Annotated in this window: 17 protein-coding genes; 10 read left to right on the top strand and 7 right to left on the bottom strand. The window is 68.1% G+C overall.

Annotation, left to right across the window (positions count from 1 at the left end):
- Positions 1-332: 332 nt before the first annotated feature.
- Both ABZ004_RS20775 and ABZ004_RS20770 read left to right on the top strand, forming a co-directional pair.
- Positions 333-1,415 carry an MsnO8 family LLM class oxidoreductase gene (locus tag ABZ004_RS20775; RefSeq protein ID WP_355681763.1) on the top strand — a complete coding sequence of 361 codons (1,083 nt, stop codon included), beginning with the start codon at positions 333-335 and terminating at the stop codon, positions 1,413-1,415.
- Between the two features lie 56 nt (positions 1,416-1,471).
- A complete protein-coding gene (locus tag ABZ004_RS20770; protein WP_355681761.1) occupies positions 1,472-2,932 on the top strand; it encodes an NAD-dependent succinate-semialdehyde dehydrogenase in 1,461 nt (486 codons plus the stop codon).
- Here the strand turns inward: ABZ004_RS20770 and ABZ004_RS20765 are convergent.
- On the bottom strand, positions 2,929-3,498 hold the full coding sequence (locus tag ABZ004_RS20765) for a TetR/AcrR family transcriptional regulator (RefSeq protein WP_355681759.1): 570 nt from the start codon (positions 3,496-3,498) through the stop codon (positions 2,929-2,931). The two genes, ABZ004_RS20770 and ABZ004_RS20765, sit on opposite strands and share 4 nt — an antisense overlap.
- A gap of 64 nt (positions 3,499-3,562) precedes the next feature.
- Here ABZ004_RS20765 and ABZ004_RS20760 point away from each other — a divergent pair, with 64 nt between their 5' ends.
- From ABZ004_RS20760 to ABZ004_RS20735, 6 genes are all read left to right on the top strand, one after another.
- Positions 3,563-4,117, top strand: a complete 555-nt coding sequence (locus tag ABZ004_RS20760) for a GNAT family N-acetyltransferase (protein WP_355681758.1) — start codon at positions 3,563-3,565, stop codon at positions 4,115-4,117.
- A gap of 22 nt (positions 4,118-4,139) precedes the next feature.
- Positions 4,140-4,991 carry a polysaccharide deacetylase family protein gene (locus ABZ004_RS20755; RefSeq protein ID WP_355681756.1) on the top strand — a complete coding sequence of 284 codons (852 nt, stop codon included), beginning with the start codon at positions 4,140-4,142 and terminating at the stop codon, positions 4,989-4,991.
- Between the two features lie 62 nt (positions 4,992-5,053).
- Complete coding sequence (locus ABZ004_RS20750) at positions 5,054-6,415, top strand: APC family permease (protein ID WP_355681754.1); 1,362 nt, start codon at positions 5,054-5,056, stop codon at positions 6,413-6,415.
- On the top strand, positions 6,412-6,834 hold the full coding sequence (locus ABZ004_RS20745; RefSeq protein WP_355681752.1) for a hypothetical protein: 423 nt from the start codon (positions 6,412-6,414) through the stop codon (positions 6,832-6,834). The genes ABZ004_RS20750 and ABZ004_RS20745 overlap by 4 nt, the downstream gene beginning before the upstream one ends.
- Positions 6,834-8,054, top strand: coding sequence for a glutathionylspermidine synthase family protein (locus tag ABZ004_RS20740; RefSeq protein ID WP_355681750.1), 1,221 nt, complete (start codon positions 6,834-6,836; stop codon positions 8,052-8,054). The genes ABZ004_RS20745 and ABZ004_RS20740 overlap by 1 nt, the downstream gene beginning before the upstream one ends.
- Before the next feature lie 58 nt (positions 8,055-8,112).
- Positions 8,113-9,585: an SLC13 family permease gene (locus ABZ004_RS20735; RefSeq protein ID WP_355681919.1), complete on the top strand. Its 1,473-nt coding sequence runs from the start codon at positions 8,113-8,115 to the stop codon at positions 9,583-9,585.
- On the opposite strand, the gene ABZ004_RS20730 is transcribed toward ABZ004_RS20735, so the two are convergent.
- The 4 genes from ABZ004_RS20730 to ABZ004_RS20715 are packed head-to-tail and all read right to left on the bottom strand — an operon-like array spanning position 9,582 to position 14,542.
- Positions 9,582-12,056 (bottom strand): glycoside hydrolase family 2 protein, encoded by a 2,475-nt coding sequence (locus ABZ004_RS20730; RefSeq protein ID WP_355681749.1) that lies wholly within the window; start codon positions 12,054-12,056, stop codon positions 9,582-9,584. The genes ABZ004_RS20735 and ABZ004_RS20730 overlap by 4 nt on opposite strands.
- 46 nt (positions 12,057-12,102) lie before the next feature.
- A complete protein-coding gene (locus tag ABZ004_RS20725; protein WP_355681747.1) occupies positions 12,103-12,705 on the bottom strand; it encodes an SGNH/GDSL hydrolase family protein in 603 nt (200 codons plus the stop codon).
- Complete coding sequence (locus tag ABZ004_RS20720) at positions 12,702-13,799, bottom strand: Gfo/Idh/MocA family oxidoreductase (protein WP_355681745.1); 1,098 nt, start codon at positions 13,797-13,799, stop codon at positions 12,702-12,704. Before ABZ004_RS20720 ends, ABZ004_RS20725 begins: the two co-directional genes overlap by 4 nt.
- The gene (locus ABZ004_RS20715; protein ID WP_355681743.1) at positions 13,796-14,542 is read right to left on the bottom strand and encodes a sugar phosphate isomerase/epimerase; all 747 of its coding nucleotides are present in this window, start codon (positions 14,540-14,542) and stop codon (positions 13,796-13,798) included. The genes ABZ004_RS20720 and ABZ004_RS20715 overlap by 4 nt, the downstream gene beginning before the upstream one ends.
- A 309-nt stretch (positions 14,543-14,851) precedes the next feature.
- Here ABZ004_RS20715 and ABZ004_RS20710 point away from each other — a divergent pair, with 309 nt between their 5' ends.
- On the top strand, positions 14,852-16,579 hold the full coding sequence (locus ABZ004_RS20710; protein ID WP_355681741.1) for a hypothetical protein: 1,728 nt from the start codon (positions 14,852-14,854) through the stop codon (positions 16,577-16,579).
- Between the two features lie 159 nt (positions 16,580-16,738).
- Complete coding sequence (locus ABZ004_RS20705) at positions 16,739-17,758, top strand: LacI family DNA-binding transcriptional regulator (RefSeq protein WP_355681739.1); 1,020 nt, start codon at positions 16,739-16,741, stop codon at positions 17,756-17,758.
- Positions 17,759-17,824: 66 nt separating this feature from the next.
- Here the strand turns inward: ABZ004_RS20705 and ABZ004_RS20700 are convergent, their stop codons facing one another.
- Positions 17,825-19,927: a molybdopterin-dependent oxidoreductase gene (locus ABZ004_RS20700; protein WP_355681737.1), complete on the bottom strand. Its 2,103-nt coding sequence runs from the start codon at positions 19,925-19,927 to the stop codon at positions 17,825-17,827.
- Between the two features lie 47 nt (positions 19,928-19,974).
- Positions 19,975-20,493, bottom strand: a complete 519-nt coding sequence (locus ABZ004_RS20695) for an AAA family ATPase (RefSeq protein ID WP_355681736.1) — start codon at positions 20,491-20,493, stop codon at positions 19,975-19,977.
- Positions 20,494-20,538 lie beyond the last annotated feature (45 nt).

Raw genomic sequence — 20,538 nt, 5'->3', positions numbered from 1 at the left:
CTGGGGGTTGACCACCCCGCGGCAGCAGCGCCCGGACCGATCGCGACGTCTGGTGGAACGTCAGACCGGGCCAGGAACTTCGGTACTACGGGCAACCGCCGAACGGCCGCCGCTGCTCTGCGTTCTCGACGTCGGCCTCCTCCGGTTGCGTTTCTAGGGGATGGATGTGATCGAACGCCGTGAACGATGCCTGACTGGTCATGGACCGGACAAGAGCTTCGGCCCCCCAAATTCCGCCCCGATCGGCGCCCGGTTCAGCTACGTGCGACCGACCCGGAACATGGGGGCAGATCACCCATGCGCGCGCGAGAGGGAGCTGCGACGGTGGCTAGGTGTTCAGCCCCGTCACACCCGGTCTCCCGGTCTCTGCCCACTCGGTCCTCGACGTGGTGCCGCAGATGGCCGGGCAGTCGGCGGCGGCCGCGCTGCGGGAGACCGTCGAGGTCGCCCAGGCGGCGGACGATCTCGGCTACCGGCGCTTCTGGGTCGCTGAGCACCACGGTGTTCGTGGCATCGGCAGTGCGGCTCCCGCAGTGCTCGCGGCGGTACTGGCGGCCCGGACCGACCGGATCCGGCTCGGCTCCGGCGCGGTGATGCTGGCGAACCACCAGCCGCTGGTGATCGCCGAGGAGTTCGCGGCACTCGCAGCGGCGTACCCGAGCCGGATCGATCTCGGCGTCGGCAAGGCGCCGGTCGCGGCGGCGCCGACCACGGCCGCTGCGCTCGGCCGGACCGACGTCGGCTGGGACGCGTTCCCGCAGCGATTGGACGAGCTCTGCGGCTTCCTCCGGGACGGACTGCCCGGACGTGCTCCGGTCGGGGATGTGCGACTGGCACTGGCCGGCTTGCCACCACCGGTGTTCGTGGTCGCCGGTACGCCGCACGAGGCCCAGGTCGCCGCAGTACGGGGGTTGCCGGTGTTCGTGGCTCACCACACCAACGCGCAGTCCACACTGGCGGCAGCATCGACGTACCGGGAATCGTTCGAGGCAACCGGGCCCACAGGCAAGCCGTATCTCGCTGTCACGGTCGGCATCGTCGCGGCCGACACTGATGAAGAAGCGGTGATCCGGCTGGCGGAGTACGTCCGCGTGAAGCTTCGACTCACTGCAGCATCTTCCAGAGCTACTCCAGCCGAATTGCTGGAAGTACTGCGTGCGCCACTGACTACCCGTGAGCGGCACAAGGCAGAGAAGCTGCTGGACGACCCCGGCCACATCGTCGGGTCCCGGGCGACCGTCGCTTCAGAGCTGGCTTCGCTAGCGGCCGACACGGGAGCCGACGAGATCATGCTGGTCCCACTCGCTTTCGACGGGCTGGTTCGCTCGGCCATCCTGCGCACCACTGCGGCCGGTCTGACCCGCACTGTGCGGAGTGTCCCTCGCTCTGCCCCGCACTTCGTTGCCACTGCTTGATCGCTCCGGCCTACTGTGGGTACTGCTGTGGATGGTCCCTTGGAGAGGCAGAGCAGATGTCGCGAGAGCAGGAAGTCGTCGAAGCGTGTCCCACCGACCTGTTCATCGGGGGCAAGTGGCAAGCCGCTGAGAACGGCAAGACCCTGGCAGTAGAGGACCCGTCCACCGGTACGACGCTCTGCTCGGTCGCCGATGCGAGTGTGGCCGACGGCAAAGCAGCCCTGGATGCTGCCGTTGCCGCGCAGGCGGACTGGGCCGCGACGCCGCCCCGGGATCGCGGCGAGATCCTGCGCCGGACCTTCGAGCTGATGACCGCCCGGGCCGACGAGCTCGCGTTGCTGATGACGCTGGAGATGGGCAAGCCGGTCGCCGAGTCGAAGGGCGAGATCGCGTACGCCGCGGAGTTCTTCCGCTGGTTCGCCGAGGAGGCCGTGCGGATCGACGGCGGCTACCAGATCGCACCGAACGGCAAGGGCCGCTTCGTCGTACTGCGTCAGCCGGTCGGCCCGTGTCTGCTGATCACCCCCTGGAACTTCCCGGCTGCGATGGGCGCCCGCAAGATCGGTCCGGCAGTCGCGGCCGGCTGCACGATGGTGATCAAGCCGGCCGCGCAGACACCGCTGTCGATGCTGAAGCTGGCCGAGTTGATGACCGAGGCCGGGTTGCCGCCCGGCGTACTGAATGTCGTCGTCACCAGCGACGCCGGCGGCGTGATGGAGCCGCTGATCAAGGACGGCCGGGCCCGCAAGCTGTCCTTCACCGGCTCGACCCCGGTCGGCAAGAAGCTGATCGAGCAGTCCGCCGACCAGGTCTTGCGGACGAGCATGGAGCTCGGCGGGAACGCGCCGCTGCTGGTGTTCGAGGACGCCGACCTGGACAAGGCGGTCGACGGCGCGATGCTGGCGAAGATGCGCAACGGCGGTGAGGCCTGTACGGCGGCCAACCGGATCTACGTGCACTCGTCGGTGATCGACGCGTTCGGGGCGAAGCTGACCGAGCGGATGGCGGCCCTGAAGGTCGGCCGGGGCACCGAGGACGGCGTTGATGTCGGCCCGCTGATCGACGGGGCGCAACGGGACAAGGTGGCGGACCTGGTGGCCGACGCGATCGCCCAGGGCGCCGAGGTGCTGCTCGGCGGGTCGGTTGCCGAGGGCAACGGGTACTTCTACCCGCCGACGGTGCTGGCCGGCGTACCGGCGTCGGCGCGGTTGCAGAAGGAGGAGATCTTCGGGCCGGTCGCGCCGCTGACGCCGTTCGAGGACGAGGCCGAGGCGGTGCGGATGGCGAACGACACCGAGTTCGGGCTGGTGTCCTATCTGTTCACCAAGGATCTGAGTCGCGCGCTGCGGGTGTCCGAGGCGCTGGAGAGCGGGATGGTCGGGCTGAACCAGGGCATCGTGTCGAACCCGGCGGCGCCGTTCGGTGGCGTCAAGCAGTCCGGTCTCGGCCGCGAGGGCGGTTCGGTCGGGATCGATGAGTACCTCGACGTGAAGTACATCGCGGTCAACCTCGACTAAGCAGGCCGCAATGCCTGTAGGTGCCCGTCGAGCAGCTCGACGAGACGCTTGCGGGGGAACGCTCGCGGGTCGAAGAGCGCCTGTACGACGAGGCCGTGGGTGAATGCGGCCAGGCCCGCCACCAGATCTTCCGGGTCCCCCGGTGGCAGGTCGCCGTCGTTCTGGGCCGCGCTGACCAGCGGTAGCAGTTTCGCGCGCCAGCGTTTGTAGCGAGCCTTCTCCAGTGCGTGCAGTTCGGGATCGGACAGTGCGACGTCCCACGAGCTGACCCAGACCCGGTTGATCTCCGTTGCCTCCGGCGTCAGCGGCAGGACCGCCCGCAAGGCGGAGCGCAAGGAGTCCGGTTGCGGCACCAGCGCCTGGGTCCGTTCCTCGGCCAGCTCCAATGCGTGCACGACGAGCGCCTGTTTGGACGGGAAGTAGTGCGTGACGAGGCCGGTGGTCGCGCCGAGCTCGATCGCGACCGCGCGCAGCGTGAGGCCGTCGAACCCGCGTTGCGCGAGAACGCGCCAGACCGCGGCCGACACGTCCCGCCGCCTGGCCTCGTGATCCGTCTTCGCCGGCACCCTGCCACCTCCTGGGGGTTATAGTACGTACCTAACGTTTGTTATGTACTAATGGGGAGGCCGGATGTTCGCCGTACAGATCGCCGAAGGGGCCGAGCTGCGGCCGCTGGAGCCGTGGCAGGCAGGGGAGTTCCTGGCGCATGTGGAGAAGGCGCGGCCGCACATCGCGGCGTACATCCCGTGGTCGGAGGTGGTCGACGACGAGGAGAAGGCACGCCACTTCCTGCAGCGGTACGCGACCCGGCAGGCGAACGACGAAGGCCGGCTCTACGGGATCTGGCTGGACGGCGAGCTGGTCGGCGGGCTGATGTTCCGGACCTTCGAGCCGGGTTGGGGCAGTTGTGAGCTCGGAGTCTGGCTCTCGGCCGAAGCGGAGGGGCGAGGCCTGATCTCGCGATCCGCCCAGCACTTGATCGACTGGGCGATCGGAACGCGCGGGATGGCCCGGGTCGAGTGGCGATGTGTTCCGACGAACAGTCGCAGTGTCGCCGTGGCCAAGCGGCTGGGGATGGCGTGCGAGGGAACCCTGCGGCAGGCCTTCCCGCATCGGGGCGAGCTGCACGATGTCCAGATCTGGGCGATGGTCCGGGAGGAGTGGGCGCACCGCAGCTGGGCCTGATGCCGGGGCATACTGGGGGATCGTGACTGATTACTGGGGGATCAGGTTGGCTGCGCTGGTGGCCGGCGCGCTCGTAGTACTGGCTGGTTGTGGAGACACTCCGGTGGCCACGCCCACGCCAGACCGCACCTTCTCCAGCATCCCAGTCGTCAGCACCCCAACTCCCAGCACGCCGAAGCCTCCGCAGCGGGACTTGTTGGAGGTTGTGCAGCACGGGCCGCGGGACAAGAAGCAGGTCGCATTGACCTTCGACGCTGACCTGACGGCCCTCATGCGCAAGCGGCTGCAGCGCGGGACAGTGAAGTCGTACTACAACGAAGCGCTGATCAACGAGCTTCGCCAGTTGAAGGTGCCTGCGACCTTGTTCCTCACCGGGATGTGGATGGAGGAGTATCCGGACCGCACCCGGCAGCTCGCGTCGGACCCGCTGTTCGAGCTCGGCACCCACACCTACGACCACCGCGGGTTCACCAAGCACTGCTACACCCTCGGAACGGTCCCACCCGCTGACATGCTGACCGACGTACGGAAAGCAGTCGACCTTCTCGCCCGGCTGGATCCGCATCCGACGAAGTGGTTCCGCTTCCCCGGCGGTTGCTACGACGGCACCGCATTGCACGAACTCGCCCCGTCGGGCGTGACCGCGGTCGGCCTGGACGTTCCCGGTGCCGACGGCTTCGCCAAGTCGCCGAAGCCGATCATCAAGCAGGTGCTCTCGCACGTGCAGAACGGCTCGATCGTCGTCCTGCACATGCACGGTGGCGACAACGCGCCCTTCACCGACGAGGCGATCCCCGAGATCGTCCGCACGCTGCGCGCCCGCGGCTACACCCTGGTCACTGTCAGCCAGCTGATGTCTCAACCCACGGGTTGAACCAGTAGTTCCATCGGCGGGTTGATGAGTGTTGGCGGTACGGCATGGCAGTCTGGGGGACCATGACGACGATCCCCGACTCGCGCTCGCGGGGCCGGAGTCTGCGCAAGGGCGCACTCGGGCTGCGCGCCTCCACGGCGATCGGGGTCTCGTCGACCGCGCCGGCGTACTCGCTGGCCGTGTCCGTCGGGCTGCTCGCCGGGACGGTCGGTGCGGCGACCCCGTTCATGCTGGCGGTCAGCGCGATCCCGGTGATCCTCGTGGCGCTGTGCTTCCGGGAGCTGAACACGGCCGAGCCGGACTGCGGTACGACGTTCCGCTGGACCGAGAAGGCGTTCGGCCGCGGGATCGGCCGGATGGTCGGCTGGACCACCGTGATGGCCTGCGTGCTGGTGATGGGGAACCTGGCCCAGGTGGCCGCCGTCTACTCGTACGTGTTGTTCGGACTCGACGGTGCCGCTGAATCGCGGGTCGCCCAAGCGGGCCTCGGTGCGGTGTTCATCGTCGGGATGGCCGTGCTGGCTTATCGGGGGATCCGGATCGCCGCCTGGACCCAGTTGCTGCTGCTCGGGCTCGAATTGCTCGCGCTGCTCTGGTTCGCGGTCAACGCGTTCTGGGTGGCCGACTCCTTCAGCATCCCCGCGCTCACGACCCAGGGCGACGGCAGCTGGTCGACCGGACTGCTGATCGCGGTGTTCCTCTACTGGGGCTGGGACTCGTCCTTCAGCGTCAACGAGGAAACGCGCAACCCCCGCAGTACGCCGGCCGTCGCCGCCCTCGCCGCGAACGCGATCCTGGTCATCCTGTACGTCGTGGTCGCCTGGTCGGCCGTCGCGTACGCCGGAACGGACACCCTGGCGAGCATCTCGGACGGCGACTTCTTCGCGGTCCTGGCCGGCGACCTGCTCGGATCGGCCGGCGGCAAGCTGCTGATCGCTGCCGTGCTGGCGTCGGCGCTCGCCTCGACCCAGACCACGATCCTGCCGACCGCGCGGACGATGCTCTCGATGGCCCGCCGGGATGCGTTCCCCGGACAGTTCGCCCGGATCTCGACCCGCTTCGACACCCCGAGCGTCGCTACCTGGGTCTTCGCCGGGGTCAGCCTGCTGATCTTCGTGGTCCTCGTGCTCACCTCCGACGCCGTGCTGGCCGACTCGGTCGGCGCCGTCTCCATCCTGGTCTCGCTGTACTACCTGGCCACCGCGCTCGCCGTACCGGTTTATTTCAATGCGCAGATCCGTGGCCGGGTGCTGCAACGGGTGGTGGTGCCGTTGCTGGCGACGGCCGGGTTCGTCACCGTGCTCGTGCTCGCGGTCGCCGACGCGGCCACCGGCTCGCTGGTTGTCGTCGGTGTGACGATGGTGGTGGGCGCGATCGTCATGTACTCGATGAAGCCGCCCGCCGAAGGGGAGGCCCGATCGTGACAGAGCAGCGTCGACGGATGCGCAGTGCCGGGATCACGCTCGGGCTGACGGCACTGGTCGCGGCCTCGCTGACCGGCTGCTCGAACGACAACGACCAGCCCGACTACGCGGCGATCTGCGTCGACCCGCAGACCCAGGAGCGGACGAACGACGACAACTGCAAGGACAACCGCGAGTACCACGGGTCGGGCGCGGGCTTCTTCTGGTTCTACATGGCGACCCGGGCCGGCGGACTCGTGCCGCCGATCGGCGGGCGGTACAACACCGGTCAGGGCACTTTCACGACGCCGACGACGCGGCCGGGCGGATCCGGTTCGCCGACGATCAAGCGCGGCGGGCTGGACACCAAGGGCGGCGACATCGGCAAGATCAGCCGGGGCGGCTTCGGCAAGGCGGGCAAGGGCGGGTCGGGCGGCTGATGTGGCGGCACGCGATCCGGCCGCGGCCCGGCTGGAAGGAGAAGGTGGTCGAGCAGGGGCTGGTCTTCCCGATGACCGACATGCCCGACGGCAGCGAACGGCCGTACTGGAACGAGAGCGCCTGGTACGAGGTGACGATGGACGAGGTGCTGCACCTCGAACGGGTCACCGAGGAGCTCTACGAGATGTGCAAGCACGCCGCCTCGGTGATGGTGAACAAGTTCAGTGACGACCAGCTCGGGCTGGCGTCCGGGACGTTGTCGCTGGTGCAGCAGTCGCTGAAGCGCGAGGACCTGTCGGTCTACGCGCGGTTCGACCTGGCCTGGAGTGGCGTCGAGCCGAAGATGCTGGAGATCAACGGCGACACCCCGACCGGGCTGCTGGAGTCCGCGGTGATCCAGTGGAACTGGCTCGAGGACGTGTTCCCCGACGCCGACCAGTGGAACTCGGTGCACGATCGCCTGGTCAAGTGGTGGAGCGAACGGCGTACGGCCGGGGCCTTTCCCGGCAACGAGGCGCACTTCTTCAACTCGGCGGCGGAGACCACCGGGGAGGAAGCGATGACGGTCGCCTACCTGCGCGACACTGCGGCGATGGCCGGCCTGGCGACGTACGGGCATGAGATCGAGGACCTCGGCTGGGAGTCGGTGCAGCGGGCGTTCGTGGACTGGGGTGGGCGGAAGATCCGGACCGCGTTCAAGCTGTATCCCTGGGAGGACATGCTCGACGACGAGTTCGGCAAGTACATCCTGGCCGGGGTCGAGCGCGAACCCGTGCAGTGGATCGAGCCGGTCTGGAAGACGATGCTCTCCACCAAGGCGATCCTGCCGGTGCTCTGGGAGCTCTACCCGGACCATCCGAACCTGCTGCCCGCGTACTTCGGTACGCCGGGCGATCTGCTCGAGTGGGTTGCCAAGCCGCTGCACGGGCGCGAGGGCAGCAACATCCGGATCCACACCATCGCCGACCCGGTCGACCATGTGCAGTCGGGGCCGTACGACACGGACACCATGGTCTACCAGGAGTGGCACCCGCTGCCGTCGTACGAAGGAAACAGAGCTGTGATCGGGAGTTGGGTGGTGGACGGGGTCGCTGCGGGCATGATGGTTCGTGAGTCCGACGGGCCCATCACCGACTACTACGCCCGCTTCGTGCCGCACGCCATCGGCACCGAGGCGCGCCCGGATGAGGAAACGATCCGGGCCTGGTTGAACGAGTAGCCGGAGGGGCACCCCGAAGTAGGAAAGGCGGTGTCTCGTGAAGCTTGCTCAGCTGGCGATGGCCGGAGATGTGAATGCGCCCTGGAACGGGCATGACACCAGGGTCCTGATCGTCGCGGTGATCGGCATCGCGCTGATCGTCGCCTTGATCGTGGCGCTGAAGGTGCACGCATTCCTCGCGCTGACGATCGGCGCGCTGTTCGTCGGGCTGGCCTCCGGGATCGGGGCCGCCACGGTGACGAAGTCCTACGAGACCGGGGTCGGCGGTGTGCTCGGGTACGTCGGGGTGCTGATCGCGCTCGGGGCGATGCTCGGCAAGCTGCTCGCGGACTCCGGCGGCGCCGACAAGGTGGTGGACACGCTGCTGCACGGCAAGGCGTCGACCCTGCCCTGGAAGATGGCGCTGATCGCGGGGATCATCGGGATCCCGATGTTCTTCGAGATCGGGCTGGTGCTGCTGATCCCGATCGTGATGCTCGCGGTACGCCGGTCGGGTGGGCGCGCGATGCTGCTCGGGATCCCGGCGCTGGCCGGACTGTCGGTGCTGCACGGGTTCGTGCCGCCGCACCCGGGGCCGCTGGCGGCGATCGGGATCCTGCACGGGAACGTGGGGATCACGCTCGCGCTGGGGCTGCTGGTCGCGGTTCCGTCGGTTGTGGTGGCGGGTCCGCTGTTCGCCCGGTTCGCTGCTCAGTGGGTGCCTATCGGCGCTTCGGGCGCGGCCCTCGCGGTGACGAGCAGCTCCGGTACGTCGGGGTCGGGGTCGGGGCTGCAGGATCGGCCGACGCCGGTTTCCGGCGATCGGTCGGCGCCGGTTTCCGGCGCCGAGGAAGCCGGTACGGCGCAGGACCCGACGGCGACGCGGAGCCCGAGTTTTGCGTGGACCCTCATCACGGTGTTGTCGCCCGTGGTGCTGATGCTGCTCAAGGCTGCTGCGGATGTCTGGATGAGCAAGGACGCCGCGCTCTACCCGTTCCTGGAGTTCATCGGCGATCCGGTAGTGGCACTGCTGATCGCCGTACTGCTGGCGATGTACACCTTCGGTACTGCGGTCGGCTTCACGGTCAGCGTGCTGAGCAAGAAGATCGGCGAGAGCCTGCTGCCGATCGTCGGTGTGCTGCTGATCGTCGGTGCCGGTGGTGGCTTCAAGCAGGTCCTCGTCGACGGCGGCACCGGCACCGCGATCGCGAAGATCGCCATCGACGCCGGCCTCTCCGCGCTCTTCCTCGGCTGGATCGTCGCCGTCCTCATCCGCCTCGCCACCGGCTCCGCCACCGTCGCCACCGTGACGGCTGCCGGCATCGTCGCCCCGCTAGCCGCCGGCCTCAACGACCCCAACCTCGCCCTGGTCGTCCTGGCCATCGGCGCCGGCTCGCTCTTCTTCTCCCACGTCAACGACGCCGGCTTCTGGCTGGTCAAGGAGTACTTCGGCCTCACCGTAGGCCAAACCATCAAAACCTGGTCCGTCATGGAAACCATCATCTCCATCATGGGCCTAGCCCTAACAGCCCTCCTCTCCTTGTTGTTCTAGAGGAGGTCGTTGGCTGAGCGGAGTAGCGGCTTGGTGAGGGTGGTGGGGGTGGTTGTGGTGTTGGTTACGTGGAAGGTGTGGGTGTTGCCGGGGGAGAGGGTGATGAGGGCGGTGTCTACCTTGGTGGCTGGGTCTAGGCGGTCGGGGAAGAGGGTCAGGTCTTTGGTGAGGGCGGTGGCGGTGACCGTGACGTCGTAGCCGTTGGGGGTTTGGGTGACTTCGGCGGTGTAGGGGTCTGCGACGACCTTCAACGAGGTGTCTTCTACGAAGTACCAGTACGCCGTGGTGCCGTCGGTGGTGCGGACCTCTACGTACTCCGAGGTGGGGTCGGTCGGTGTGGCGATCGGCGATGGGAGGGGGTTGAGAGTGCTGGAGCGGGCGGGGACCTCCAAGGCGAAGGTTTCGCTGGCGAGGATGTCGGGGGTGAGGGTGCTTCGGCGGGTGACGGTGACCTCGGTGGTCCAGGGGATCGCGGTGTCGTTGTGTGCGGCAACGACCGGGCCGTCCTCGCGGGGTTGCACGGTCAGCAGGCGGTCGGCGTACGCGCTGCGGAGGGCGAACCACAGCGGCTTGCGGATCCCGTGCCCGTCGACGGCGGCCCAGGAGACGACCGGCCAGTTGTCGTTCAGCTGCCAGACGATGGCACCGCGGTTGAGCGGGAACAGGCTGCGGAAGTGTTCGATGCCGTAGGCAACAGCTCGCGCCTGGTTCAGCTGAGTCGTCCAGTGCCAGTCGTCGATGTTGTCCCACTTCGGCAGGTGGTCGCCGAGGCCGCGCTCGAGTTTGAGGTTGCCCTCGTACGCCTTCTGGTGCACCAGCATCTGTTCGCCGTACGGGTCGAGTGGCTCGTCATGCACCACAGAGGTGAGCGTCGACCAGGCCGGCGGTCCCTGGAAGCCGAACTCGGATACGAACCGCGGCTTGTACTTCCGGTACGTCGAGTAGTCCACCTGGTTCCACACATCCCAGACGTGCATGGTGCCGTGGCGCTCGTCGTTCGGGTGGATGTAGCGGTCGTAGGAGAACGGACTACCGGCCGAGTACGGCGTACGCGGGTCCAGCTCGGCGACGATCGACGGGAGCAGGTCGAAGTAGTAGCCCTCACCCCAGGAACGGCCGGCCAGCGGCGCGCGCCAGCCCCATTCGACGTACCCCCAGATGTTCTCGTTGTTGCCGTTCCAGACCGCGAGGCTCGCGTGCCGGCTCAACCGGGTGACGGCCTGCCGGGCTTCGGCCTCCACCTCGCTCCAGAGCGGCTCGTCCTCGGAGTACGCCGCGCAGGCGAACAGGAAGTCCTGCCAGACCAGCACGCCGAGCTCGTCGCAGATGTCGTAGAAGTCTTCGCTCTCGTAGATCCCGCCGCCCCAGACCCGCAGCAGGTTCATGTTCGCGTCGATCGCGTCCCGGATACTGCGCTCGTACGTCGAGCGGGTCTGCCGGGTGATCAAGGCGTCGTCCGGGATCCAGTTCGCCCCGCGGACGTACACCGGCTCGCCGTTGACCGACAGGATGAACGGCGTACCGTCCTCGTCCGGCGCCACGTCCATCGTGATCGTGCGGAACCCGACCCGCCCTTGCCAGTCGTCGCTACGGCCACCGGCGCTGACGGATACCTGCACGTCGTACAAGGGCTGGCCGCCGTAGCCGCGCGGCCACCAGCGGTCCACCGCGTCGATCGTCGAGGTGACCCCGGCCTCCGGCGTGCCCGCGGCCACGGTCATCTGCGTGGTGGTGCCGCCGACCTCGACCGTGATGGTGGCGTCGGCCCCGGCCTCGACATCATCCGACCAGGCGAGCCCGACCCTGGTGTCCAGTACGCCGCGGTCGCGATCCAGCCCGGCCAGCGGACGGACCGAGTCGATCCGTACGCCGGTCCAGGACTCGATCCGCAGCGGCCGCCAGATGCCGGCCGTCGCCACGTCGATGCCCCAGTCCCAGCCGAAGTTGCTCGCCATCTTGCGGATCGCGTTGTAGGGATGGAGATTCGTGTGCGGCCACATCCCGGACTCCTCGCGCAGCCGATTGGCGGTCGCGACCGGCGAGGCGAACTCGATCACCAGTTCGTTGCGCTCGGCAACCAGCAGTCCGGTGACCGGGAACCGGTAGGAACGGTGCTGGTTGCAGGTCTCGCCGATCACGGTGCCGTTCAGCGTGACCCGCGCGGCCGTGTCGAGGCCCTCGGCGACGAGCTCCTGGACGGTGTGCTCGTCGGCCTCCCAATCGAAGACGGTCCGGTAGCTCCAGCTCGTCCTGCCGATCCAGAACAGCTTCGCTTCGTTGTCGCCGTCGAACGGATCGGGGATGACTCCGGCCGTGAGCAGGTCGGAGTACACCTCGCCCGGCACGGTCGCCGCCACCGGCGCCGCGAGCAGCGCACTGTGCCGGTCCGGGACCGGCCCGTCCACCGCCCGGACGGTCCAGGCGGCGCCGCCCTCGGTGGTGAGCGGAACGGAGCGAAGTGTTGTCGTCACAGATGGATCGCTTTCGGGAAAGAGGAGCTGAACCGGTTTATGAAATTCAGCTGACCGTACGTCGCCAGAGCTCGGCGAGCAGCCGGTGTCCGGCGGCTGTCGGATGCACGCCGTCGCCGGCGAGCGTGGTAGCGCCGACCGTCAGGGCCTGCCGGTTGAACTCGACATCGGCCGGCACGAGCAGCGCGTCGTACTCCGTGGCGAGTCGCCGGACGACCTCGATCTTGGGGTCGAGGTCCTCGCGCCAGGCCCGCTGCTCCGCCTTCACCGGCAGCAGGAACGGCTCGACCAGCACCAGCTTCGCGGCGACGGGTTCGAGCAGTTCGCGGTACGACGCCTCGAACGCCTCCGTCGAGGTCGGGTCGTCCTTGTCGTAGCGGCGCCAGGTGTCGTTGATGCCGATCAGCACGGAGACCAGGTCCGGCTCGTGCTTCAGGACGTCGACGTCCCAGCGCGCGGCCAGGTCGACCGCGCGGTTGCCGCTGATGCCTACGTTGACGATCCGCGGCCGGTCGGCCCCGAGTACGTCGTACAGGATCTTCACGTAGCCGTCACCCAGACCGGCCGGGTCTTCCCGGCGGCCGCAGTCCGTGACGGAGTCCCCGGCGAACACGATGGTTCGCCGGGGATCCAGAAGTCCGTCGCTCACAGGGTCGCGGCGTGCACGTCCCAGTCGTCCGGCAGGACGGCGGGGATCTCGACGGTGCTGGTCACGTCCACGAAGGCGCCGGTGTCGATCGACTCGGTGATGGAGGCCATCACGTCGACGACGTGGAACGCCAGCGCCCCGGTGGCCCGGTGCGGCCGGTCCTCGCGGATCGCCCGCGCGAGATCCAGGACGCCGGTACCGCGCTCGGCGGTGGCCTTCGTCTCGGCGATCGTCTCCCAGTCCTCACTGCCCCGGCGACGGATCTTGATGTCACCGGCGAAGTTGTTCGGGTCCGGCAGGGCGAGCGTCGCCTCCATCCCGGTGATCTCGACGAAGCCGTTGCGTTGCAGCGGCGAGTCGAAGCTGAAGATGCTCTGCGACGACTGGCCCGACTCGAACCGCGCCATCGCGCTCACGTGGCTCGGCACGGTCACGTCGAATTCCTGGCCCTGGAGGGGGCCCGATCCGATCGTGCGCTTCGCCCGCGACTTCGAGCCCAGTCCGGCCACCGCCGCGACCGGACCGAACAGCTGCACCAGGGTGGTCAGGTAGTACGGGCCGATGTCCCAGAGCGGACCTGCGCCTTCCTGGAAGAGGAAGGCCGGGTTCGGGTGCCAGGACTCCGGGCCGGGCGACTGCATCAGGGTGAGCGCGGTCAGCGGCTGGCCGATGTCACCGCGCTCGATGATCCGGCGCGACTCCTGCAGACCCGGGCCCAGGATGGTGTCCGGTGCGCAACCGAGCCGGAGTCCCGCGTCCTGAGCGGTCGCGAGCAGCTTCAGTCCGCTCTCCTGGTCGAGCGAGAAGGGCTTCTCGCTCCACACATGCTTGCCGGCGGCAACTGCTGCCAGGGCCACCTCGACGTGCGCGATCGGGATGGTCAGGTTGACCACGATCTCCACGTCCGGGTGACCGAGAACAGCCTCGGGACCGCCGTGCGTCTCGATGCCGAACTCCTCGGCCTTCGCCTTGGCCGCCTCGGGACGCAGGTCCCCGATCGCCAGCACCTTCAGGTCCGGGAAGCTCTGCATGCTCTTCAGATAGGCGTCGGAGATGACCCCCGCGCCGATCACACCTACACCGACGGCAGTCATGCAACGTCCTCCCCGGTCAGGTAGGTGAAGCTGCCGGCGACCGCGTCGAAGATCTCACCCTCGAAGTCGTCCAGCTCGACCACGCGGAGCGTGCCCGGGGACGACTTCAGGATGTCGTTGACCGCGATGCTGCCGGCGCCGACCGCGACCTGCGCCTTGTTGTTCAGGGTGCCGTCGCCGTCCTTGATGTGCAGCGCCTTCACCCGGTCGCCGAGCCGCCCGAGCAGCGCCGGTACGTCGGCGCCGCCGACCGCGGCCCAGTAGGTGTCGACCTCGAGGATGACCTGGTCGGACAGGTTGTCCGCGAGGATCTCCAGACCGTGTACGCCGTCGATCACCGACTCCAGTTCGAACTGGTGGTTGTGGTACCCGACGGTGATGCCGTGCTCCGCGCCCTCGGCGGCCGCCTTGTTCAGCGCCTCCGCGGTCGCCTTGATGTCGTCGGCCGACTGCCAGCGGGCCGGGTCGACGAACGGGTCGATCACCGTGCTGATGCCGAGCCGCTTCGCGGTCTCGAAGATGGGGCCCGAGTCCTCTTTCAGCAACCCCGCGTGGGTCGTGGGTGCCGACAGTCCGTACTTGGGCAGCGCTTCGGCCAGCTTGTCGGCCATCCCGACCACGCCGAACGGCTCGACCTTGGTGTAGCCGATCTCTGCGATCCGGGCGAGCGTGGCGTCGAAGTCCTCCTCCAGCTTGTACCGGACCGTGTAGAGCTGGAGGGACAGGTTGTCCACTGCGACCATGTTTTCTCTCCTCGTCGCCGAAGCACCGACCGCTGCCCTTGGCGGCCTCCGACCATTTGCCGAACCGGTTAAGTAACGCGTTGAGCCTATCCCAGCTTCCCCCCACCCGACCACCCTCAATCCCACCACCCGAACCACCCCTGAAGGGTTTCTGAAGGGTGCTGCGGATCGTTGCGGAGCATGAAGAGAATTCTGGGGAATCGGTCCGTGACGGTGCTGGCTCTGCTGGGGGTGACGGCTTTCCTTGCGACAGCCTGCTCTGGCCCGGATCAGGCGGCCAGCAGCGGGGGTGGAGGCAGCGTTGCGCCGGTGGCGCAGTCTGCCTGGCAGCAGGTTGCCGGGCAGGTCCGGCCGGACGGAACAGTCAGCAAGGACACCGCACTGCAGGCCTTCTCGATCGCCTTCGGTGCACTGCCGGGCGTCTCGGTGCCGGGTGGGGAGGTTGGTCGGGTGTCGTCCGGGACCGGGGCGGTTCGCTGGCTGGTCTCACACTGGGGCGAGATCACGCCGGCTCAGCGCACGGAGGCAGCCCGGCTCGTTCCGGAGTTGGCGGGGCTGCAGGTGAAGAGTTCCGGCGGGTCTGCCGCGTACGTCGTAGCGGCTGCCGCTCCTGGACCGTCGGCTGCGGATCTGAAGCGGCTCGCTGCGGACGCTGCGTCGGCGATCGAGACGAAGACCGGCGTGAAGTTGTCGCTGGGGCTCGGAATCGCTGTGCGCAAGACGGAGGACAGCCACTCCGACGCGGAGACCGTGGCGGTCTCCGCGTCGGGAGGCTTCAGCGGCAAGCCGGCCCGGTGCAAGATCTCGATGAACCCGCAGCGGCCTGCCCAGGGCGAGTTTCTCGCAATGGTGGTCTCGCACGAGGTCTGGCACTGCTTCGAGGCGCAGATCGTCGGGCTCGACAGGTTCTACTCCGCGCCGAGCTGGCTTATCGAGGGCCAGGCCCAGTGGGTCGGCTACACACTCCATCCGGATGCGGAGGAGGACGGTTGGTGGGCCGGATATGTGGAGCACCCGGAGTACCGGCTGTTCCAGCGGACCTACTCGGCGATCGGGTTCTACTCGCAGCTCACGCACACCGGTAAGGATGCGTGGCACGCGCTGATCCCGATGCTTCAGGCGAAAGACAATGTGGCGGCATTCCAGGCGTCGGGTGCCGGCGGAGACGACTTCCTCGACAAATGGGGTTCGTCGTACTTCCGGACCAAGGCGCTCGGCGATGCCTGGGTGATGAGTGGTCCGGGGCTGGCCGACGGGCCGGGCGCGAAGGACACCCTGCTGGTGGTCGGCAGGGGTGGTTCGACGGCGTTCTCTGTTCCCGAGTACACGAACGCAATCCATAAGCTGGCTTCCGAGGCCGATGTGCTGGTGTTCGGGCTCACCGGGCATGCGAGGCTCGGGGACGTCCCCAGCAAGCGCGACTACCTGGTCAACGACGGGAACGCCTTCTGCACCAAGGCGGGCGGGTGCACCTGTCCGGCCGGGAGCAGATACGGGGGTCCGCCGCTGACCGAGGTCGAGAGCACGACCTTTTTCGCGTTGACCGGCGGGCCGGGCGGTACCAAGGGCACTGCGACGGGGAAGAGTCTCGACGAGTTCTGTAGCTCCAAACCGCCGGTGAAGGTTCGGACCTTGCAGGTCAAGGGCTGCCCACCCACCGGCTGGATGAGCCAGCTGACCGGGATTCCTTATCAGTTCGACGGGAACGGGATCTCGACCGGCTTCAAGGTGCCGGCCGGGCAGACGTGGTGCGTGTACGTGCCGGTGGCCGAGATTCCCGGCTCGGTCCGGCTCTACTTCTGGAATCTCCCCAACGGCAAGGACATGGATCCACGCCCGGAGGCGAAGCCGACCGTCGTACCGGGTCTCGACAAGGCGGTCCTCGATCTCAACCCGAACTCCGGCTTCGGCGCCGCCACCATCCACGGCCAGGTGGGCCGGGTCGCCCTCGGTGTGGAGGTGATGGTCAAAGGCAAACCCCGCCCGGACCTCACCCGGAGTCTGCTCGAGCGGATCCTTGCTGCCTACCTGAAGTAGTTGGTCACGCAGAGTGGCGGCGTGGAGGGTTTGATCAAACTTGTTGCGCTGGGTGATGGCAAGCGTTTACCCGCAGACAGGGAGTACACAACGGTCGCACAATGGGTCCCTGCCGGACCGCCCGTCACGGTTCGGACCGCCCGTTCGAAGGAGGCCGTCGTGCCCCGAATCACGATCAAGGAGATCGCCCGACGGGCCGGCGTCTCCAAAGGCGCGGTCTCGTACGCGCTGAACAACCAGCCGGGGGTCTCCGAGGCCACCCGGGCGCGGGTCCTGAAGGTCGCCGAGGAGCTGGAGTGGGTGCCGAACCGGGCTGCCCGGCAACTCTCCGCGGCGCGGTCGGAGACCTTCGGTCTGGTCCTGGCCAGATCGGCCAAGACCCTCAGTGAGGAACCGTTCTACATGGGCTTCGTCGGTGGCGTGGAGTCCGTGCTGAGTGAGAAGGGGTACGCGCTCGCGCTACAGGTCGTCCCGGACCTGGCCGGCGAGATGGCGACGTACCGGAAATGGGCCGCGGAGCGCCGGGTGGACGGCGTCATCGTGGTCGACCTGCGGGTCGACGATCCACGGCTCCCGGTGTTGCGCAAGCTCGAACTCCCGGCCGTCCTGGCCGGGGATCCGGTGCTGGCGGACGGGATGACGTGTGTCTGGACCGACGGCACCGCCGCGATGGAGGCGGTGGTCGGACATGTCGCCCGGCTCGGGCACCAGACGATCGCCCGGGTGGCCGGACCGCCCGAGCACGGGCACGTCTGGCTCCGGGACCAGGCCTTCGCCGCGATCAGCCGGGAACTCGGCCTCGACTCCCGGGTGCTGCACACCGATTTCTCCGGGGAGGAAGGGGCCCTGGCGACCCGCCAACTGATGGCGGCCGAGGACCGGCCGACCGCCTTGATCTACGACAACGACCTGATGGCCGTGGCCGGTCTGTCGGCGATCAACGGGCTCGGCCTCAAGTCACCCGACGACGTCACGCTGGTCGCCTGGGACGACTCGGCGTTGTGCCGGTTGACGCACCCGACGCTGACGGCGATGAGCCGCAACATCGTTGCCTACGGCGCCGAAGTGACGCACCGCCTGTTCGGTCTCCTGGACGGCGCCCGCCACGAGGCCCACCTCTACTCCACCCCCGCCCTGGTGGTCCGCCAAAGCTCCGGCCCCCCACCCCGCTCCACCTGACCCGTCGAACGCCAACGTCCGAAGAAGCGGAGGGACGTCACCTTCACTTCTTCGGACGTTAGCTGGTCAGCCGGCTGCCGTGACGGTCACCGGGACGCCGTTGACTGCGGCGGTGCCGCCTAGTGGGTCGGACAGAGCTGCATCGGTGAGGTCGTTCGCGCTGACGCCGGTGACCTGGTTCGCGATGGTCAGCCGGGCGCCGGGGCGGCCGTGGCCGAACCCGTGCGGCAGGCTCACCACGCCCGGCATCATGTCGTTGCTAGCGGCAACTTCTACCGCGACCGATCCGGACGCTGAGCTGACCTGCACCAGCTGGCCGTCCTTCAGGTCCCGCTGGGTCAGGTCGTCCGGGTTCATCAGCAACTGGTGCCGCGGCTTGCCCTTCACCAGTCGTGCCGAGTTGTGCATCCACGAGTTGTTGCTGCGCAGATGCCGTCGTCCGATCAACAGCAGGTCGTCGGACTCGCCCTCGACCAGCAACACGGCCCGCGCTTGCTCGAGCCCGTCGAGGATCAGCTGCGGCGCAAGGTCGATCCGCTTGTTCTTCGTGTAGAGCGCCTTCGGCAAGGCCGGTTGGAGCGGTCCCAGATCGATCCCGCCCACCGACTTCTTCAGCTTGCGGACGGACAACCGATAAGGCCCGATCCGCAGTCCGAGATCCACCACCCGGCGTGGGCTCAACCGGAGCCGCAGCGAAACCAGCGCCTTCTGGCGCGAATTCGGCGTACGGCGTACCAAGGCAAGTCCGAGGTCGCGGAAGATCTCCCAGTCGTGCCGGGCATCGGCCGGCCGCGGCAACACCGCCTCGTTCCAGCGTGCAGTGTTCCGTACGGCGAGTTGGTGGAAGGCCAGGTCGTAATGGTCCCGCTCGAGCGGTGGCGTCGGCGGCAGGATTACGTCGGCGTGCCGGGTCGTCTCGTTGATGTAGGGATCGATGGAGACCATGAAGTCCAGCGTGTCCAGCGCTTCGTCGAGAGCGCGCCCGTTCGGCGTGGACAGCACCGGGTTGCCCGCGATCGTCACAATCGCGTGGATCTGGCCGTCGCCGGGCGTCACGATCTCCTCGGCCATCGCGGCCGCGGGCAGCTCGCCACCGAACTCGGGCCGCCCGGCGACCCGGCTCTTCCAGATGCCGATATGGCCCCGGCCGATGCCGCGCAGGGTGTCGACGGCCGGTCGCGGAATCATCGTGCCGCCCGGCCGGTCGAGGTTGCCGGTGATGATGTTGAGGACCTGTACCGCCCACTGGCAGACCGCACCGAACTGCTGGGCCGAAACACCGAGCCGTCCGTAGCAGGCCGCCTTGTCCGCGGCGGCGAACTCACCGGCGATCCGGCGGATGGTGTCCGCGTCGATCCCGGTGATCCGTGCGGCCGCCTCGGGTGTCCAGTCCTGAACGGCCTCGGTCACCGCGTCCAGTCCGTCGACGTACGCCGCACAGCGAGTGTTGCCGTCCGCGATCACCTGATGAACGAGCGCCAGCAGGAACGCCGCATCCGTCCCCGGCCGGACGAAGTGGTGTTCGTCGGCGACGGCCGCTGTCTCGGTCCGCCGAGGATCGATCACCACCACCCGGCCGCCACGCTTGCGAACCTCCCTGAGCCGTCGGCCGAAGCCGGGCGCGGTCATCATGCTGCCGTTCGAAGCGAGTGGATTCGCGCCGAGGATCAGCAGGTACGCCGTACGGTCGATGTCTGCGACCGGGACCATCAGCTGGTGCCCGTAGAGCAGGTGCGAGGCGAGCATGTGTGGCAGTTGGTCGACCGAGGTCGCGCTGAACCGCTGCCGGGTCCGGAGCAGCCGGACGACGCTGGGCATGTGGGTCATCGCGCCGAGGCTGTGCACGTTCGGGTTGCCGAGGTAGACGCCGACCGAGTTCCGCCCGTGCTCCTTCTGGATCTCGCCGAGCCGGGTGGCGATCAGCTCGTAGGCCTCGTCCCAGCCGAGCTCGGCCCAGCCGTCCGAAGTACGCCGTACCGGCTTGGTCAGGCGGTCGGGGTCTTCCTGGAGATCCTTGAGGGCGACGGCCTTCGGGCAGATGTGGCCGCGGGAGAGGGGATCCGCCTCGTCGCCGCGGATATCGGTGACGCGGCCGTCCTCGACGGTCACCAGCACGCCACAGATCGCTTCACACAAGTTGCACGAGGTCCTGCGTGCGGTGGTCGCCATCTGCCCAAACTACCCCCGGGTAACGTATCCGGACAGACCCGCGCGTGTCAGTCGAACTTGGCTTCGTCGAGACGGCCGAGAATCGCGTCGACGGTCTCGTGCGGGGACAGGTCGGAGTTGTCCAGCCACAACCCCCGGCGCGGGGAGAACGCGTGCAGCTCGTAGTCGAGCTCGTCGACCGAATGCTCGTGCCCGTAGCCGAGCCGGTTGTGGATCACCTCGGGCCGCGGGGTCAGTACGACGAGGTAGCGCGGCCGGGTCTCGATGCCGTCCAGGAACTCGCGCAGCAGCTCGCCGATGACGACATCCTCGAGGACGACGGTGAAGCCGCCCTGCGCGTAGCCGTCGGCTGCCTGGCAGGCGAGCCGGTACCGAAGCTTCAGCTGCTTCTGCGCTTCGGCGCCGTCCTCGGCATCGCGAGCTGCCTGCCCGCTGACGATCATCCGGCGGAAAACGTCGCCGCGGAGATGGACGCCGTACTGAAATCTCTCGGCCAGCAACTGGGACACCGTGGACTTGCCGGCCGCCATGATTCCGCTGACGACGATCACCCCCTCGGTTTCCATGAAGGGATCGTGCCACGCAGGACCGGCCTTTGGTCAGGGTTCGTC

It is taken from the genome of Kribbella sp. NPDC006257, from assembly GCF_040613535.1.
In the GTDB taxonomy this organism is placed as follows: Bacteria; Actinomycetota; Actinomycetes; order Propionibacteriales; family Kribbellaceae; genus Kribbella.
This window is presented reverse-complemented; position numbering and strand designations above follow the sequence as displayed.